The 18,192-nt window shown below is 40.4% G+C and carries 11 protein-coding genes; 5 read left to right on the forward strand and 6 right to left on the reverse strand.

What is annotated here, in order from left to right; genetic code table 11:
* Window positions 1–13 precede the first annotated feature (13 nt).
* On the reverse strand, window positions 14–2,197 hold the full coding sequence (locus tag JST56_06205; GenBank protein MBS1988549.1) for a hypothetical protein: 2,184 nt from the start codon (window positions 2,195–2,197) through the stop codon (window positions 14–16).
* A 152-nt stretch (window positions 2,198–2,349) separates the two neighbouring features.
* Here JST56_06205 and amrB point away from each other — a divergent pair, with 152 nt between their 5' ends.
* Window positions 2,350–4,002, forward strand: coding sequence for an AmmeMemoRadiSam system protein B (gene amrB, locus JST56_06210; protein ID MBS1988550.1), 1,653 nt, complete (start codon window positions 2,350–2,352; stop codon window positions 4,000–4,002).
* 158 nt (window positions 4,003–4,160) lie between these two features.
* On the opposite strand, the gene JST56_06215 is transcribed toward amrB, so the two are convergent.
* Window positions 4,161–5,306: an ATP-binding protein gene (locus tag JST56_06215; GenBank protein ID MBS1988551.1), complete on the reverse strand. Its 1,146-nt coding sequence runs from the start codon at window positions 5,304–5,306 to the stop codon at window positions 4,161–4,163.
* A 450-nt stretch (window positions 5,307–5,756) separates the two neighbouring features.
* Between JST56_06215 and JST56_06220 the strand changes: the two genes are divergently transcribed.
* Together JST56_06220 and JST56_06225 are read left to right on the forward strand one after the other, a co-directional pair.
* Window positions 5,757–7,415 carry a hypothetical protein gene (locus JST56_06220; protein MBS1988552.1) on the forward strand — a complete coding sequence of 553 codons (1,659 nt, stop codon included), beginning with the start codon at window positions 5,757–5,759 and terminating at the stop codon, window positions 7,413–7,415.
* A gap of 395 nt (window positions 7,416–7,810) precedes the next feature.
* Window positions 7,811–9,487 (forward strand): AAA family ATPase, encoded by a 1,677-nt coding sequence (locus JST56_06225; protein ID MBS1988553.1) that lies wholly within the window; start codon window positions 7,811–7,813, stop codon window positions 9,485–9,487.
* Window positions 9,488–9,652: 165 nt separating this feature from the next.
* Here JST56_06225 and JST56_06230 read toward each other — a convergent pair whose 3' ends face one another.
* Window positions 9,653–11,359 carry a hypothetical protein gene (locus JST56_06230; GenBank protein MBS1988554.1) on the reverse strand — a complete coding sequence of 569 codons (1,707 nt, stop codon included), beginning with the start codon at window positions 11,357–11,359 and terminating at the stop codon, window positions 9,653–9,655.
* Between the two features lie 103 nt (window positions 11,360–11,462).
* Here JST56_06230 and JST56_06235 point away from each other — a divergent pair, with 103 nt between their 5' ends.
* Window positions 11,463–13,880 carry a hypothetical protein gene (locus JST56_06235; GenBank protein MBS1988555.1) on the forward strand — a complete coding sequence of 806 codons (2,418 nt, stop codon included), beginning with the start codon at window positions 11,463–11,465 and terminating at the stop codon, window positions 13,878–13,880.
* Between the two features lie 99 nt (window positions 13,881–13,979).
* Here JST56_06235 and JST56_06240 read toward each other — a convergent pair whose 3' ends face one another.
* Together JST56_06240 and JST56_06245 are read right to left on the reverse strand one after the other, a co-directional pair.
* Window positions 13,980–14,693, reverse strand: coding sequence for an ankyrin repeat domain-containing protein (locus JST56_06240; protein MBS1988556.1), 714 nt, complete (start codon window positions 14,691–14,693; stop codon window positions 13,980–13,982).
* Between the two features lie 2 nt (window positions 14,694–14,695).
* Window positions 14,696–16,246 carry an AAA-like domain-containing protein gene (locus tag JST56_06245; protein ID MBS1988557.1) on the reverse strand — a complete coding sequence of 517 codons (1,551 nt, stop codon included), beginning with the start codon at window positions 16,244–16,246 and terminating at the stop codon, window positions 14,696–14,698.
* Window positions 16,247–16,497: 251 nt separating this feature from the next.
* Here JST56_06245 and JST56_06250 point away from each other — a divergent pair, with 251 nt between their 5' ends.
* Window positions 16,498–17,697: an NAD(P)/FAD-dependent oxidoreductase gene (locus JST56_06250; GenBank protein ID MBS1988558.1), complete on the forward strand. Its 1,200-nt coding sequence runs from the start codon at window positions 16,498–16,500 to the stop codon at window positions 17,695–17,697.
* A 7-nt stretch (window positions 17,698–17,704) separates the two neighbouring features.
* On the opposite strand, the gene ruvX is transcribed toward JST56_06250, so the two are convergent.
* Window positions 17,705–18,133, reverse strand: a complete 429-nt coding sequence (gene ruvX / locus JST56_06255; GenBank protein ID MBS1988559.1) for a Holliday junction resolvase RuvX — start codon at window positions 18,131–18,133, stop codon at window positions 17,705–17,707.
* Window positions 18,134–18,192: the final 59 nt, after the last annotated feature.

Raw genomic sequence — 18,192 nt, forward strand, 5'->3', positions numbered from 1 at the left:
ACTAGTTACCTTATCACTTCAGTGCACGAGCCCGAGCAAAGAACTGCGCCTTTTGCTCATCGCTCATGGGAGACTGCTCCACATTAATCCAGCTTCCCGGTTCATGCTTTTCTGCCAAACGAGAAAAGCGATTATACCAGACGCCATGATGTGTACGCAAAATCTCTTCTACCAACGTGGAGTCATCAGGTTTCTGCAATTTTGAAAGCAGCAACACGCACGCGTGACTAACTGGAATGTTATTTTTTTCAAACCACCGCTTATGCAAACTAAATTCAGAATTGAAAGTCAGTAAGTAAAGCGGGTCTGAGCGCCCCTTGCTCAACCCTTTGCATAGTCCCTTATAAAACCAGTTGGAAAGAATGTTCGGAGTATAACACATTATCTGGCAGCCAGGTATTTTTTTGAGGAAAAATTGCTTGAGCGAGTCACCAAGGCTTCCAGCCTTTTGTTCCAAAAATTGAAAATATTTTTCGGTGAGCTGATGCTGCATCAGATACTGAACACGATCGTGAATTTGCTTACCAAGAGCACTACCATTCTTATCACTTTTGAATTGGCTAAAAGTCTGAGCATCAAAACCCATGGTCGTTAAAAAGGTACCGGTTGTTTTTCGGCAATACATTTCAAGGTCAAGCATAACGCCTGAAATAGGAATGCCACGACCAACATTTGGATTATTCCAAGTCTTTAAAAAGGCATCAAGGGGTATTTTTACCTCATGCTCCCAAAAGCTTGGTTCAAGCGGTGCCGGGATATCGCGATATTCATTACCATACAAATCGAGTGCAAAATTTTTCGGCATGTTGGGCGGATATAAATTATTGGCAACTTCAAACCCAACAATAATTTTAGGAATACTGCACTTCAGGCGCTCTGCCCCCTGCTTAAGTTTTTGAGTAAAAAGCGAAAGTGAGTCGACAAACTTTTTTTGTAATATTTTTGTTTGTGCTGCATCCGGCTTTACCATTTTTGCAATCGGACTGTAGTAAATGTTGGGCGTAATGCTAATCCACAAGGCATCAAGGCCTGAAGTGAGTGTATAATTGATTAAAGCATCTTGCCGTGCGGCTCGGTCAGCTTGCGCCGCTTGTTTTTGTTCAGGGGTAAAGTCTTTTGGAAAATCATCATCATAAAATGCTGGAATCTCCATCCAAGCAGTTTTTCGCATGTGATTGCGCGGTGTTTGAACTGCATTCCCAACCAACTGTAGCTTTTCAGGAAATGGAGCTGATGCAGTTCCGTTTTTAAGCAAATAAATTGTTTGCTCTATATTTTTATCGCTGCTTGTCATGAGCGTTTTAAGCTCGCAGAGCATACGCTGCACCATACTGAGCATCTCTTTTTTCAGTGTTGGTGATATCGGCGTGATATGAAAACTTTCAGAAATCCCGCCAAACGAAAGCATTGCAGGAGAAATGAGTGCAACGTGATTTTGATTTTTTGTATCGTTCCAATAAACGCCATACGGCAAGCTGCGCTCAATTTCTTTTGAGCAGGTACGGCGCATGGGAAGCAGGTACACGTCGCTTTTTTGAGCAAGCAAGCGATTTTGTACCGCATCGCAATCCCACACAAAACCATGATGCGGAGCATTAAGCGTTGTGTGGTAGGCACACGAGCGCCGTTCAAGAGGTGTTGTTAAAAAAAGATTGCATGTGTTTAAGAATGCATGGAGCTTGTGCTGCGTTGCATGTTGTGCTGCAAACTGCTGTCCACTGGCTAATGCAACGGGAATACCCAGAGCACCCAAAACCGGTGCGTAAGCGCCAATAACACTTGTATTTGGTGGCACACTTGCACCAGGAAGTGCAAGTCCAATTAAACGATTTTTAAGCACTGCATAGGAACGCATAAGCTGAAGAAATTTTTGGCACACGGCAGATTTTTGAATCCCTCCAAAAAATTCTCCTCCCGTGATAAAAAATGCAGCATCGTAGCTGGACAAATTAAGCTGACTGATTGTGCTGTCCATAATCTGGTCAATCGGAACATACTTAACCGAAAAACCGGCTGATTGAGCAAGTTTGATAAATGGTCGGTAAGCCCAACGCTCTTGGCCAACACTGTCGAAAAGCGCAAGCTTCAATAAGTTCTTATTATTTTTATTATTTTCACTTTGGCAACTCAACTGTTGTATAGAAAGCAACATCAAAAGCATTAAATAGAAGCCAGACAAGACTTTAATTGCACGCATCGCTCCTCCCCCTCATTATGAAATACGACGTGCTCTTCTCACCTTGATTCTATTGGCTCATTATTCAAATAGTCAATAATACCGAAAAAATTGTATCTTTTTTCTTATCTTCATACACTTGGAAATAAAAATTCGAAAAAAAGGATCTCTCTATGAAAAAAATTCTTCTCTGGTCGCTGCCGACCCTCATGCTGCTTGCACCAACCTGTTGTACTAAAAAAATTGTTAACTCCAGCCTACCCCCTGCACCGCTTGTTGTGCACGAAGCACATTTACCTGAAGGCTGGTATGCGCATGACCCTGCCAAACTAGATGCTGAGCTTGATGGCTATTTTGAACTTGCAGCTCAAGAATTTGCAGTGCCGGTTGCAGCACGCAACGTGCGCGCACTCATTGTTCCTCACGCTGGCCACTACTACTCAGGGCTTTGCGCTGCAAGCGCATATCAAACCCTTGTTGAAAATGGTCAAAAAAACAACCTCATCGAACGCGTTATCATCCTTGCACCCAGTCATTTTGCATTGCTGCACGGCATTGCACTGCCCGACTACACCGTGTACAAAACACCACTCGGGGAAATTCCTGTTGACCACAATGCGCTCAACACGCTTGCACACTGCAAGCAATTTCGCGTTGTTCCTGAAGCACATAAGCCCGAACATTCGCTTGAAATACAGCTGCCTTTTTTGCAAAAAACGATTGAGTCTTTTCAACTTGTCCCACTGATTGTTGGACGAATTTTAGGAGAAAATTATTTAGAAATTTTAAAGCACTTGGGTCAGATTATCGATGACACAACGCTGATTGTCGTCAGCTCAGACTTTACACATCACGGTACCGACTATGATTACAAAATTTTTGATACCAATATTATGGACAATATTCGCCAGCTCGACTCCATGGGACTGCAAGCAATTTTTGCACAATCGTTCGAAGGTTTTTCAAAATACCTTCACCAAACGAGCGCGACCATTTGCGGACGCGACCCCATCAAACTGTTGCTTGCGCTGCTTGAGTCTGAAAAAATTCAGCCGGTAACACCAACGCTCTGCTGCTCTTACACCTCAGCACACCTTGAGCAAGCGCGCCAAACAGCAGATCAAATCATCAACATCAAAAAGCTCATGCAACCGGTACCAGACGCGCAGGCACACCGCAGCGTCAGCTACGCAGGAATTGTCTTTGCCCAGAAACCTGAAGGGCCAAATATAGCCTCCGATTCACTTTCCGGTTACGAAAAAAAAGCACTGCTTGCCTGCGCGCGCAGCACCCTTGAAAATGTTGTTAAGCCTCAAGACCAGCAAGTTGATGACCACCTCTTGCGCCCCATCATCAGCCCCGGAGTTGTGCAACCCAGCGGTGCATTTATTACGCTCAATACAAAAGATGGCAACTTGCGCGGCTGCATTGGCCGTATTACCACACCTGACCCGCTCTTCCAAACCGTCATGGCAATGAGCTACGCAGCGGCACTTCACGACACCCGCTTTAAGCCGGTGCAAGCAGGTGAGCTCAACAATCTTGTTATCGATATCTCAGTCCTCACACCGCCACATACGGTACCAAGCTGCCAAGATATTATAATTGGCAAGCACGGCGTCATCTTAAACAAGCTTGATCAAGCAGGCGCCAAGACCCACAGCGCGGTATTTTTACCCCAGGTACCGGTTGAATGGAAATGGGACTTACCAACCACCCTTGAGCAACTGGCTCAAAAGGCCAGCCTGCCAATGGATGGATGGAAAGAAAACTGTTCTTTTGAGGTCTTTGAGGACTTTGAAATTAAGGAAGAGCCGCATAATTAATATTAGTTTAATAAGCAATTTATGCTTACTTTCTGTAAAACACCTTGTAAATTCGAAATCAAATTAAAATTTACAAGGTGTTTTAAGAACAAACCATCATTTTCTTACTTTTTTATCTCAACTTTTTTTAGAATCTTTGAGCAGATATACAAGAAAACTCAACCAATCAGCTCCGGCAACAGGCGTAACGCTTCTTCAAAAGGCATCACGTTGATGTTACCATGGTATTCCTTGTGGTTGCCTAAATAAAGCGCGTAAAGCTTGGCTTCAGGATAATCTTCTCCAAAATTTTTAAGCCCCTTTAAGTCCTTGGGCTTGATCTGTGATGAACGCTTGATTTCGAAAGCATGAAAACCTCGTGGACCGTAGATAACAAAATCAACCTCATCTCCTGCAAGTGTTCTCCAAAAATGAATTTGGTAATTCAGTTCGTAGTAATCATTAATTGCACGAAGTGATTGAAAAAAAAGTGTTTCAAGACCAGCGCCTTCAAGCTCAGCTGTTGAATCGAATGGCCCCTTGGGACGCAATGTTTTATAAACACCTGTATCGAAGAAATAAAACTTCTGATGTGTGATGACTTTTCTTTTTGCTCGCCGAGAAAATACCGATATTCTCACTGCCAAAAGAAGATCTTCCAAAATATCAAAATAGTTTGCAACCGATGTTCTGCTTAATGCAAGCTCCCGGGAGATTTCTGAAATATTCAAAACTTGGCCTTGAGAGAAACTTGCAACTTCCAAAAACCGAGTAAATGTTCCAAGATTTCGAGTCAGCCCTTCCTGAAGTACCTCTTCTCGCAAATAGGTCTGCACATAACTTTCTAAATACTTTTCGGGTTTACTGTGCCCAATGGCACCCGGTAGAAGTCCATATTGAAGAATAGTATCTAATTGAAAAGGTGTGCCCCCAAACTCCTGAACAACCAGCGGATGCATAGAATACTTGAGCGCCCTACCCGCAAGCAGGTTGACCCCACTTCGTCGTAAACTACGAGCACTTGATCCGGTCAAAAGAAATTTAATCTTCTTGAGTTCAATCAGGCGATGAACTTCGTTCAGTAACTCCGGAATACGTTGCACTTCGTCAATAACAACCCATCCGGCGTAACCTTGAGGAATCAAATCTTGCAGCCTGCTCGGGTTAGCTGCTAATGGATTATAGGTAGATGAATCTAAAAGATCCAAATAAATTTCTGATGCTAAAGATTGCTTAATCCATGACGTCTTACCGGTCCCGCGTGGCCCAAAGAGAAAGATGCTATTTTGGCCTTCAAGCGGTAATTTCAAAATTCTGCTTAACATGGTTTCACTTTTCTATTAAAAATGACACTTACATGTGCAAATTTATCGAAAAAATGACAACTATGTAAGCATTTTTATTAATTATTCTTACATGACCCTGGTAGGAGCGCTCTTCAAGAACCTTTTGTTCTGCCTATCTTCCATGCTCAAGCTCAGCTCCCCCCTTTCTTCCTAAACTATTGCATCCCCCCCCCACTCATCTGTATATTTGAAATAATAGATTGTTTTTTAAAAGTCATACAATAATTTTTTTATAGTAAAAAAAGGTTCCTCATGAAGCATAATCGACTCAATGCTCTTCATCAAAAGCTCTGGGTGCTTGCGCTCACCCTTATCCTTGCCATCACACTTCCTGGATTTGTTGCGGCTATGGACCTTGGCGGTCAATTAGGTGATTTACAGTCCAAACTTGTTGGATTAAAAGGCAAGCTTGGGCAGCTTAAGGGTGGATTGGAAAAGCTAAAAGATGCGCTTGATGGGAAGGCGCCTTCTGGTGGAGGAAGCAGTCCAAGCAGTGGTGTCGCAGTTTCAACACCCGCAGAAATTGTATGGGTACCCCTTTCTGCTAATATTAAATTGGAAAAACCAACAAATCCAAAACTCTCTGAGCAAGCAAAAACTTTACAACTAGCAGAAGCAACAAAAAACATTTCTAATCTTACTCCTTTTCTAACCTCTAACTCAAAAGATTTGGTCACTCAAGATTTAGGAGGCAAATCAATTAAAGAGTTAGAAGAATTTAAATCTGCAACAGACGTCTGTCTTGATGATCAGTACATTCAAAACTTCCCTGCTCTTTTAGAAAATAAACAATCATTTGAAGCCCTTAAACAACTCATTGATAAAAAGCTCAATGAAAAAAAAGAAGCTATTGCCCAACAAGAAGCTTTAACTAATGCTGTATTAAATTTACAAAAAGCAATAGTAAATGCTAAAGATATCACTAGCCTTGAGACATTTGCCTCTATTTTTGAAAAAACAAAAGCACTAAAAGCCACTGATGATGAGAAAAAAGGTTTTATTATTCAGGCCTGGCAACAAGTAATATCCGATAAAAAAACAACTCAAGATTTAAAAAATTTTATTGTTAGTCTTAATCTAGATAATTGGCTTGAGCTGAGTCAATTTCCAGCTTCAGCAGCAAACTTACAGCAACCATTCAATAATACTTTAAATGCGGTGATTGGGACAAGTCATTTTGATTACTACAGTGAATTTAAAACGACTCTAGATGATAAAATCAAAACTTTAAACACAGGTAAAAAAGATAATCAAAAAGTCCATTCGCTTGTTCAAAAAGCAAGAGAAAATCTAAATAAACCAGTTACGCCAAGTTCATCACTGAGCGGAGCCGCAGCACCTGTAAAAACTCCTATTTCAAAAAAACCTTTAACTCTCGAACAGATAGAAAGCCTTCGCCTAAAAATAGAGGCTAATAGAGATACGCTTAAAGGACTAATTAATTCTTTTGAAGCAACGCCAGAATCAATAAAAGCCTTGCTCGATAATAAAGCTGGCTTAGATAAGCTAGAAGATGAGGATAAAATATTACTTAAAGATAAAATTTTAATAATTCTCAAAGATAAAGTTACCAAAAGCGATAGCGGGTATATTTTTCCAAGTATAATACAAGCACCTCACGTAAGTGCATTACTGCAAAGTCTTGGTGCTTCAGATGATGAAATAGATTCTATAGAACTACCAAAGCCTCAAGGGGCAAAAAAAGCAATTCCTAAAGCATCGTCTGAAAGTCCAGCAGTGATAGCAACTTCAGTACCTGAAGATGAGGAAGCTCTTAAAAAGATTATCAACAAAAAACCGTTAGCTGTAGCTCAAGCAGCAGGCAGTCCGCCAACACCTCCTCCAATATCAGCAGCAGGCAGTCCGCCAACACCTCCTCCCATCGGCGGCCTTATCGGGTCTGGAGCAGTTCGAAACTTAGACGACGATGAAATTATTGACATTATAAAATGTCGAAATTCTATCGCAAAACTAGATAGGATTAATAAAAATAAACTCAAAAATCTTGTCACAGCTAAAAGAGATCAATTCTCTGCAAAAGGCCCTTATGGCTTGGAGGTTTTGACAGCACTTGGCATTACGCCTTAACTCAAAATAAATGTAATTCTCGCAGGCGGTCGAAAGGCCGCCTGTTCTCTTTTGTATCCCATCACCCTCTACCTCCAACCCAAGACCAGGTTGCACCGTGCACGCCTGATTGGACCGTGTGGCTGCTGGTCCCCAAGCCTTTGCCGGCAGACGCAAGCCGTTTGAAGAGTAAGCACGCTTACTTTTAACCGCACATTAAGACTCATTAAGTAAGTTTACTTACTTTTACGACGCCTCTGTTATCTATCCTAGCCATGAAGTTTTCCCTATGGCGGATAAATTAACAGCCCGGGGCTTAGAACGCTTTGAATTCGGGGAGGTATAGGCAGGTTTGCACCGTATGCTATACTCAAAGCATAAAAGTATAATTTCTCTCTTTCAAAAAGAGGCGGGCTATGAAACTACTTCCCATTGGTTTAAGCGATTACAAAAGACTTATTGAAGATGATTATTATTACGTTGATAAAACATTGCTTATTCAAGAGCTTCGTATCAGAGGTGGAATAGTCACACTCATACCTCGCCCCCGCCGCTTTGGTAAAACTTTAAATTTATCGATGCTCAGATATTTTTATGAAAAGACCGAAAAATCAAATGCTCATCTTTTTGAAGATAAAAAGATCTGGAATATTCCTGAAATGGCAAAATTGCAGGGCAAATTTCCGGTTATTTTTGTCACGTTTAAAGACGTTAAAGAGAGTGATTGGGAAGTTACCAAGGGAAAACTTATTGATATTATAGCCAGAGAATACGCACGACATGATTATCTTCTAGAAACTAATATACTCAAAGACTTTGAAAAAGAGCTCTTTAGAAATATTTGTGCACAAAAAGCAACAAGCAAAGACTATCACAACAGCCTTCGGAACCTTTCGGATTTCTTAGAGCGCTATCATCAAGAAAAAGTTGTTGTCCTGATTGATGAATACGACTCACCTGTCCACGCTGGATATCAGCATAACTACTACAACAATATTATTGAATTTATGCGCGGCTTGCTGTGCGGTGTGCTCAAAGACAACTCGAGCCTTGAGCGCAGCGTGATAACAGGCATCTTACGTACTGCAAAAGAAGGCATCTTCTCTGGCCTGAATAACCTTGAAGTTGCAACAATTTTGAATCAAAATTTCTCTGATAAATTTGGATTCACGCAACAAGAAATTGACCGCATGCTTGCAGACTATCAGCTTGAACAAATTGCACCACAATTTAAAGACTGGTACAACGGCTACCTGATTGGTGAGACCAAAATTTATAACCCTTGGTCTGCATTGAACTGCGTTAAATCAGGCGGCAGCCTTATCCCCTACTGGGTTAACACCAGCGATAACGGGTTAATTCGAACCATTATTGCCCAGGCATCACCACAAATCAAAGAAGCCTGTGCCCAACTTGTGCAGGGCAATGCTCTTCCTGATATCCAAATCGACGATAAAATGGTACTTCCTGGAATGAGTAACGACGCCAATTCCATCTGGTCGCTTTTGCTTTTTAGCGGCTATGTTACCATCAGCCACGTTGTTATCAACGCTCGCGGCCACTACATCTGCTCGCTCGTGCTTCCAAACAAAGAATTACTCTCACTTTTTGATACGCTCATCAGTGATCTGTTTAGACAAAGCTTGGGCTACGACGACGTCCGCTATCTTGAGCAAGCACTGGGTGAAGCTGATGGAAAACTTTTTGGCAAACTTCTGGCAAAATTTATGATTCAAAGCATGAGTTTTCATGATGTCGACACCAATGAACCTGAAAAAAGTTACCATCTTTTCGCGCTTGGATTACTTGTGGTTTTATCGAACAACTACGCGGTCCGCTCAAATCGCGAAAGTGGCTATGGTCGATATGACATCATGCTCATACCACACGCCAAAACCTTGCCTGGAGTTATTATCGAATTTAAAAAGTTCGATAGTGATGAAGACGAAACCATGCAGGAATGTGCTGATCGAGCGCTTGAGCAGATACAGAAACGAGATTATGCCGCAGAGCTGCGCAGCCAAGGAGTTGAGAAAATAGCCTTCTTTGGCATCGCTTGCCATAAAAAAGATATTTTACTCAAGCAGGCATAAGCCTATCTCTTCTGGAACTCATTGATCACAGGCTTCAATCGTACTCTAGGCCAACTCGATGTTGTCTATCCAGGCTTCTCTATGAGGGATAACAAATAGCCCGAGGGCTCAAAAATATGCGGGGCCGATAGTCACATAACCACCGGCCCCATTTAGAATCATAGCTTATGAGTCCCAAAAACCATCATCTTCTTCATCGTCATCCGAATCTTCAAAAGCACTCCGTTTTTCAATCACAGCTTTTTTGAGCTCATTACTAGCGCCAGCTCCTCCAGGTCCTCTTTTTTTAGCCTCTTCATCTTGAGCCTTATTATAAGCATCTTCAGCGTTTTTAATTTTTTGCTCTAACCCATGCACTCTTACGGGGGGGGTATTAGAATAATTCAAAAACCCCTCGAGCTTGGTTTTTGTATCTTCATCAAAGAGAATATCTTGTATTGGTTGAGCAAGCGCCGTGAGTTTATCGCATTTCGCTTTAAATATCTTAAACTCGTCGTCAGTTTTTATTCCTTCTTCAAGAGTAGATCTCATGATAGTGATTAAAGCTTCTTTTTTTAGAGCTTCGTCTATTGATAAAGTATTGAACCAGTCTGGAATCTTAAAAACTCTATCTTCTTCAGTATCCCAATCGTCATCACTCTTTGAAGAAACTTCGCCCACAATTTTTTGAAGGATGTTTTTTGCTAAAAGCCTTTTATTTTCATCTGGCTTAAGCAAATTCTGATTAGTTAAAAAAAATTTTAAGAAATTTAAATGTTCTACTTCTTGTGCAAAAGCTTCATAAAGCTGCTCACATGGAATGCCGGCAATAGGAATTGCTTTAAATATCTTTTCATTTTCCTTAACACGAATTATTCGAGCTTGCTCGGTCTCTACTAATGGTTTTTTCTGTGCTAATCCTTCTTCAAGTTTCTTCAGTAGATCATTAAACCCACCTGTGTTATGGGGGAAGATTGCTTTACTTGCAGCAGCAGGCATAATGTTTATTCCCTGATATTTCATCTCACTCTTATTATGGTATTTACTTGCTGCACCGCTTAGACCATCCATCAATAAAATCTTTGCTCTTCTTTGATAAAATCCTTTAAGCCCATCTTTGCTGATAATATTTTTAATTGTGCTTATCTGTTGAGCATTGGTACCTGAAGAAATACTTTTAATAAGCTCTTGGGCTAATATTTTTTGATCAGCTTCGATAAGAAATTTTTCAGTTAAAGCTTTTGTCACAAGACTTACAAATAAATGCTTTTCGTAATCGTTATTAATAGCTCCTAAGACTGTTTTAAGCTCCTCAATACCTAAGCCACTGCTATTGTTAATAATCTCATTTATAATTAATGCTCTTTTTCCTTTTAAAAAAGCCAAATTATAGCGCCGCTCTAACTCCGATAAGCGTGAGCTTTTTGCTCGTGCCGCACCAAATCTGTCACCAATCTTGTCATTTTTTAGATCATCTTCAATAAAGGATTCATAAAGATCTAAAAAGTGTTCTTTAACTTGTCGAAGCTCATCATTAAACTGATCTTCAGGAAAAAGCTTCGCAATTTGATCGAATACTGCATAGCCATTTTTTTTAAAAGCTGCCTTAATTTTATCGATAAATACTTTATCACTCAGGTGTGGTGAAATTTTTTTCATAAAGCTATCAAAGGCTTTCTCTTGAACAAGCTGATTCATCGCCTCTTCTTTGCCAGCCTCTTCAAGCTTTATTTTCAAATCCTGCAAGGCACCTCTAAGCTCCTCAAGCTTGGCTTTAAGGCCTCCAAGTCGCCCCTGAAGGCTATGAAGTTGTGCTGGTAAGTCTGCCTGAAGCACTCCCTGCATAACAGTAAGCACAGTCAGCAAAAATAGTTTACGTATTCCTTTTAACATTCTTTCTCCTTGTTTATTTGAACCCTTGTCTTATGCATGAGTATTTTTTAATACTTATGCCACAAGCTTATCGACCTCTAGCTTTTAAATTCAAGGAATACTTATGATTACAAAATTGTTATCGCTTGCACTGACGTGCATTATTGCGTCATCGCTTACCCCAATTCACCCTATGGCCGAGCCATTAAGCAATCAACTGGTTACGTTGCAAGGTAAGCTTGGGGCGCTTAAAGGAAAGCTGGGGATGTTGAGGGGGAAGCTGGGGGAACTGAAGAATGAGCTTATTCATGGCGATGAAAAAAAATTTGAGTTGATTACAGAAAAGATTTTAGCTTTGAAAAAGTCTAGCGGTTTATTAGATGGAATAGCATTTAAAAGTCAACTTTCTTCCTTAACCAATGAACTCAAAGCCTTGTCTGATACAGACAAAGAAAAATTCACGATTTATCTGAGTTCACATCCAGAAAAACAGGCCCTTGATAATAAGTTTAAAGAGCTCGGTAAAGACGCAGATACAATCAATAATTCACTCGTAATCAAGCCTCTTCATGAATATTTAGAAAAAGACATAGAAGCTATTCTGAATATAAAAATGGAAAGCAATGACGGAACAACATACGAAGAATCTAGTCAACCTACCGCACAATCAATCAAAAAATTGACAGAATCTAAATCCCCTTATGCAAAAAAAGCTGCTTATACTGCCATAGATGATCACCTCAAAAAATATAACAATAAGAATCTCAAGAATCTTTTAGAGGCCATTAAATCTATAAAATCTGATAATTTAGATGAATTCATAGATATTATGGAGGCACTAAAGGACCAAATCAAAATCCCAAACCCATCTTGGTATACAGTTATTGTTGAAAAAAAGCTACCTGACTTGGTTCAGTCTGACCCAAAAAAAACTGACCTGATTCAGCCTGAACAAACAACACCTGTAAAAGGAGATCTGCTTAGCGAAATTCAAAAAGGGGTTACCCTCAAAAAAGTTGTACGCGAATCATCCGTCCCTTCTAGTAAAGATTGGCCCTTAGCCATAACCCCTACACAAAAAGCCTTTAATGACAAATTTAATACTGACTCAGAATTTAGAAAAAATATTTTTGATAATTATCTTACAATTGAATCACTCTACTGCCCTTGTCTCAAGATTACACTTAATGATAAAAACCCTATTCTAACTTTACTGAGTGCTGTAGAACAAGCATCATTACTCGAGACAATTCAGATATTAGAAAAACCAAAGAAAACCTCGGGCCTAAAAGAAGAAACTGCGCAAGCTCTTAATGCAAAGTATTACAAACAGATTAAAGAAAGCGCTGGAGAAGATTTCCCAAATCTCACAAAAATTCTTAATCAACCTATAAATCCTAAATCTACAAAGGCTGAGAGCGATGACGAAGGCTGGAGTGATGACGAAGACGAAGCTCTTGTTATTGATGAAGAAGAAACGATTAAAGATAAGCTTATAGACGATAACAGTTTTCGCAGATTCGTTCGAGAACAATTGCTTGAACATGACATAGCCCTAGAAAAGCTCGCACAAGCAAAAATCCTTGTAACTGCCATGCAACAAAATGATTATGTTTACGAGCTTATTATTCCATCAATTCCGGATGCTTTATGGGATGAATTTATTACAGGAATGAATTCGGATCAATTTAACAAGTTTTATGACCATCTACTAAAATATCCAGGATGGAAAAGTAAATTTGACGCCAGGGCGACTGAGTGGATCAAGAAGAATAAACCAAAAAATCTAGATACTTTATCTCTTAAAAATGAAAATGACCTCAAAATCCTTCGACTTTACCCTGAAGAGCTCAAACCTCGTCTATCAGAACTTAATGAAGAAGAGCTCTCAGAACTTGCAGCTCATCCTTTTCTTAAAGACAATCCTGTAATTAAGCAAGAACAAGAATCTCGTAAAGCGGGTCAATCGTTTATGGCAGAAGCTCGCAAACTTATGCGTGCACTCAGTTTTGCGGTAAAAAACTCAACCGTAGATACAATCACAACTATTGTTACCAACAATCAAGACTTATTGAATCAATTGATAAAAGAGCCAACATTGGCTGATGAATTTATAGACATGTATAATACTTTATCCGCCGATGAAAAAATAAAACCACTTGCACAACACTACAACCAATTATTTGATGACAAAGACAAGCGAGTACTACTCGCTCCATTTACACTCCCACCAACCGTTCACTTGTTTAAAGGACATACCCCTGAAGAGGCTTTTAAGCAAGCGTTACTCGATATCGAAAATGCCTCAGAAACAGGATTTAAGTTAAGGCAAAAAATACAAAAAATACTTAATGGACAACAAAAATATATTAAATCAGAAGACCCTGAAGGAAAATTAGAATCTATTCTAAAAGAAGGAAGAGACGCGAAAGCTCTTCAAGATCTTAAGAACAAAATCAATACCGCAGTTACATTTGGCACAGTTGCTGACTATAAAAATCTAGAAGATGCTCTTTCTAAAGGTTCTGGTGCTGCAGCATAGTAGCAAAGATAGCTATCTAGAAAGCAAGAACCCAGTACAAAGTCTAGACCGTCTTTGTACTGGGTTCAACAAAATAAACTTAGCTTCTTATCCCAAAATTTATTGATCCGACGAAGCTGCTCCATAGCACCCCTGCGGTGTTCTTCCCCAAATATCCTGCGCTTCTTGGTCCGCTCCTGCTTGAATCAAAATCTCCATGCAAAGATTATTTTTTTTCATTGAAGCACAATGTAACGGAGTCAGCTTGTAAGCATCAACTTCGTTGACACGAGCTCCTGCATTAAGCAAAGCCTGGAGAGCATGGGTAAATCCACACGCTGCAGCAAAGTGCAATTGTGTTGCTTTATATTTTTCGCTGTAAAGAGCATTTGGGTTGTTATTTGGTAGGCACACAGCAAAGAAAAAATTCCATTCATCTCTGTGAGACATGGCATCTAGAACCGCTTTTTTTGCATCATCTTCAGAAAAAAAATGTAAACACTTGACGAAGACGGACTGCATAATTGATTGAGTTTTTAATGCGGCAAGCAATTGAACTGATTGCAGATTGTATTGATCTGAAGCAAGTTCCAGTGCAAAGTTTTTGAGCTCCCAACAAACATTATTAAATCGATAGAGAGCATTCTGATCAATATCTTCCAAATCATTGTATGCGGTTGCAACTCTGTTAAAAATACTATTTTTAAGTTCATCTTCAAATGAATCTATCTGCTCATGTTCTGCTTGCTGCATTGCAAGCAGGTTAATCGGGACCTGAGCAATGAAAAGAACCACAATCATTTTTAAAAATAATTTATTTATTCTAACCAGCATGGCTACATTCCCCACACGTGAACAGTCTTTGCATCAACTGATTCAACCTTATGATAAATTTTTTCATCCCAAGATTTTTTTGATTTGTGGTCAAAAATAACCAGATGACCTTCAGTTGCGCCAGATGTTTTCATGTATTGAGCCGTTTGCATAAGCCCTTCTGGCAGCGTTTGTTTGTTATAAAAAACTTTAAGTTCAATGACAATCCGCTGCTTCCCCCACTCAACAAGCAAGTCACTGCGCCCACGGCCAAGCGCATACTCTCGATGAATCTTACCACCACCATTGATAACACGCTGCAAAAAGGCCATCATGAGCAGGTGCGGGCCAGCCTCTTTATAATGAAAGCGCTCAAGCCACATCTCTGAATTTTTCCTAAAAAAGTCTGTAAACGCTTGCATAAGTTTGATCATATCAAGTGATCCATCGTGATTTATATACCATAAAGATTCTTGCTCAATGCTCTGCTGAGTTGTAATGGTAAGAGCTCGAGGAATTATCTCTTGATAAATTGGGTTGGCAATTGCGTAATTTTTCTGACCTATCAACCCAAGATCACGAACATACTGAACATCATCATCATTAAAAACTTGAAGCTGCGCAGTACTATTGATAATTTCATCCATAATATTTCGAACGCGAGGCTCTTGCAGTCGATCGATAAGTGCATCGATATGTGTATCTCGTCGAGCAATGAGCGCCTCTTTTGCCCGATCAATAACTTCTTTGGTGATCGTTTGGGAGCGATCTTTTACATCTCGAAAGCAGGCTTGGTACGCAAGCGCGTTGACCAGCCACGGCTGACCCTGTGTCAGGTAAAATGCATACTCTATAGCCTCATCAGTGAATTGCTGTCCGGTCTCTTGGGTGTGTTGAAGATACAAAGTTTTGACATCATCACACGAAAAATTCGGAAGTACAATTGATTCTGCTTTGATGTTGAACGGGCTGTACAAAACACCCAACTCTTCTTGTTGCTTAGTCCGAACCTTGTAGTCGCGCAGGTCTCGCACGCCAATTAAGCAGATCGTTTGAGGAAAGTGCGCAGGGCGGTTGGTGTATCCGGTACGAAATTGCTTGAGTAATGCAATGAGCGAATCTCCCATCAGTCCATCAAATTCATCAAGAAAAATAACCAGCGGCTTAGAACTTTGTTTTGACCAAAAACAGATGAAATCGTAAACACCTCCTTCATCAACTTCACTGTTGCTCAAGAGTTTTGCAGCATACTCTATTGCTTCTTTTTCGTCCGGTAAAAAAATCAAGATCTGTTCTTTGATCTGACCAAGAATAGCCTTAATCGCCAACTTCACATTGTTGACGGAATAATGCGCGGGCTCAGTTGAAAGATAGAGCGCACTGTATTTACCCGCTTCATTCAAGTGTTTTACAAATTCAATAATCGAGGTTGTTTTGCCACTCTGGCGAGGTGCGTGAAGAATAAAATAATATTGTCTTTCAATAAACTCCGTGAGCTGCTCCCAATCCAAACGACGTGGTAAAAAGTAATGTCTTTCTGGATCAATGACGCCCACAGTATTAAAAAATTTCATGGCACACACCTTTTAAAATCAATAGTTATACGATGGCACACTGCGCATTGCTCAAGCATACAATACCATATCAGTAACTGCAAAATAGGATTCAACTTGTATTTCATATTAGTATTATCAATGAAATGCAGATAGAAAAACCAAACGAACAGCTATCAAAACAACGAAAAATTTGTGATATGCTACCCTTTTAGAGCTCAGCTCACTTTTATATTACCTAGACCTTAAAACGTATAAATTGGACCCAAATTATGGCTAAAAAATTTCTCATCATCGGAACAAGCGCTGCAGGAATTGGCGCGGCGGTTAAGCTACGCAGCTTAGATGATTCAATCGATATTACGTGCATCACCGCAGAGGCGGAAATGCCTTACAATCGATGTTTGCTTGCAGACTTTGTTGCAGGAGAAAAGTCACTTACCCAAGTTTCAACGAAGACCCAAGAATTTTTTGATAACAATAAAATCACCCTCATGCTCAATTCCAAGGCACTAAAAATTGATTCTGGGAACAACCAGGTTGTTCTTGAGTCTGGAAAACTGCTGGAATATGACATGCTCTTTTTGGGAACCGGTCGGGTTTCGCGCAAACTTGAAATACCGGGGAGCGATGCTGCCGGCGTCTTTTCGTTTTACGATTTAAGAGATTCTACCAATATTCTTGAGTACACAAAAAATAATTTGGTGAATCATGCGACCGTAATCGGTGCTGGACTTTCAGGACTTGAGTGTGCTGATGCATTGCGTGGACAAAATATCGCGGTTTCTCTTATAGAAATGTCACCTCAAGTACTTGCTACACAAATTAACAAAACAGGCTCAGATTTTTTGATACAGCACATGTCGAAAAATTACAACGTTCTAACTCACCTTAATAATACCGTTGTAAGAATAGTTGAGCGCAATAATGTAGCTTGTGGTGTTGTTTTAGCAGATGAAACAGAACTCAAAACAGACATGGTTATTTTTGCCGTAGGTGGTCAGTTAAGCACCCCACTTGCTCGTGATGCAGGGATTGCCTGCCAACAGGGTGGAATTTTGGTCAATGAGTTCATGCAAACCAATATTCCGAATATTTTTGCCGGGGGGGATGTTTGTATGGTTAAAGACCAAATTTCGGGCCAACCTGTGCAAAGCTGTTTGTGGACCGATGCGATTATGCAGGGGATGACTGCCGCGCAGGGTATGCTTGGTGCACCAAAAGCTTACCCTGGAGTTTTGATTGTTACGGCATCACCTATTTTTGGAACCAAGTTTGTTACCTGCGGTCCGGTAAGCCAGCCTGATGCTGACCTTGAAAAGCACGAAGTTTCGGGCGATGGCTTTTATCACTGCTATTTTACTAAAAATAAAAAACTTAAAGGCTTTGTTATGGTCGGCAAGATTGATAACGTCGGGCTTTTGAGAAAGAAGCTTGTGGATGGAAGCGAGTTTACTGCTCCCACACCTTGAAAATTAACTATTCGCTCTCAGAAGACTTCTGAAATGCCAAGTAATCTAAATACGTCTGCAGGATAAAAGAGGCTGCAACCGAATGGCTCAGCTTCTTTTCTTCTTTATCTCTGTAATGACCTCGACGCGCTTCATCTGCTCGCTTGCTGCTTAAGCGCTCGTCCCATAAGACCCAAGAAACTTGGCAGAACTTCTGTTCAAGCTCTTCTTTGAGTGCAACAATTTTTTTGGTCTGATCACTTTCTGTGCCCGCGCCAACTGTTTTTGGATAGCCAACAACAACGGTTGAAATTGGTTCTTGTGCCAATGTTTTGTTTAAAAAGGTTTCAAGTTCGCCAATCTGAACCGTTTGGTACGGACGGCATGAGATTCCCAAGCCATCGGAAATCGCTGAGCCAACCCATACATCACCCAGATCAAGTGCTAAAATCTTCATCAGTTCCTACTTTTTAGGTGAATCCCCGCATTCGCGAGGATGACAGCCCCTGTTTGGTC

It is taken from the genome of Candidatus Dependentiae bacterium (genome assembly GCA_018266175.1).
Lineage (GTDB): Bacteria > Babelota > Babeliae > Babelales > RVW-14 > JAFEAY01.

Excerpts from the sequence above, each read along its gene's own strand:
- amrB (MBS1988550.1), top strand. The coding sequence starts at position 2,350 with ATGAAAAAAATTCTTCTCTGGTCGCTGCCGACCCTCATGCTGCTTGCA.
- JST56_06245 (MBS1988557.1), bottom strand. The coding sequence starts at position 16,246 with ATGAAATTTTTTAATACTGTGGGCGTCATTGATCCAGAAAGACATTAC.
- JST56_06230 (MBS1988554.1), bottom strand. The coding sequence starts at position 11,359 with ATGTTAAAAGGAATACGTAAACTATTTTTGCTGACTGTGCTTACTGTT.
- JST56_06240 (MBS1988556.1), bottom strand. The coding sequence starts at position 14,693 with ATGCTGGTTAGAATAAATAAATTATTTTTAAAAATGATTGTGGTTCTT.
- ruvX (MBS1988559.1), bottom strand. The coding sequence starts at position 18,133 with ATGAAGATTTTAGCACTTGATCTGGGTGATGTATGGGTTGGCTCAGCG.
- JST56_06215 (MBS1988551.1), bottom strand. The coding sequence starts at position 5,306 with ATGTTAAGCAGAATTTTGAAATTACCGCTTGAAGGCCAAAATAGCATC.
- JST56_06250 (MBS1988558.1), top strand. The coding sequence starts at position 16,498 with ATGGCTAAAAAATTTCTCATCATCGGAACAAGCGCTGCAGGAATTGGC.
- JST56_06205 (MBS1988549.1), bottom strand. The coding sequence starts at position 2,197 with ATGCGTGCAATTAAAGTCTTGTCTGGCTTCTATTTAATGCTTTTGATG.
- JST56_06235 (MBS1988555.1), top strand. The coding sequence starts at position 11,463 with ATGATTACAAAATTGTTATCGCTTGCACTGACGTGCATTATTGCGTCA.
- JST56_06225 (MBS1988553.1), top strand. The coding sequence starts at position 7,811 with ATGAAACTACTTCCCATTGGTTTAAGCGATTACAAAAGACTTATTGAA.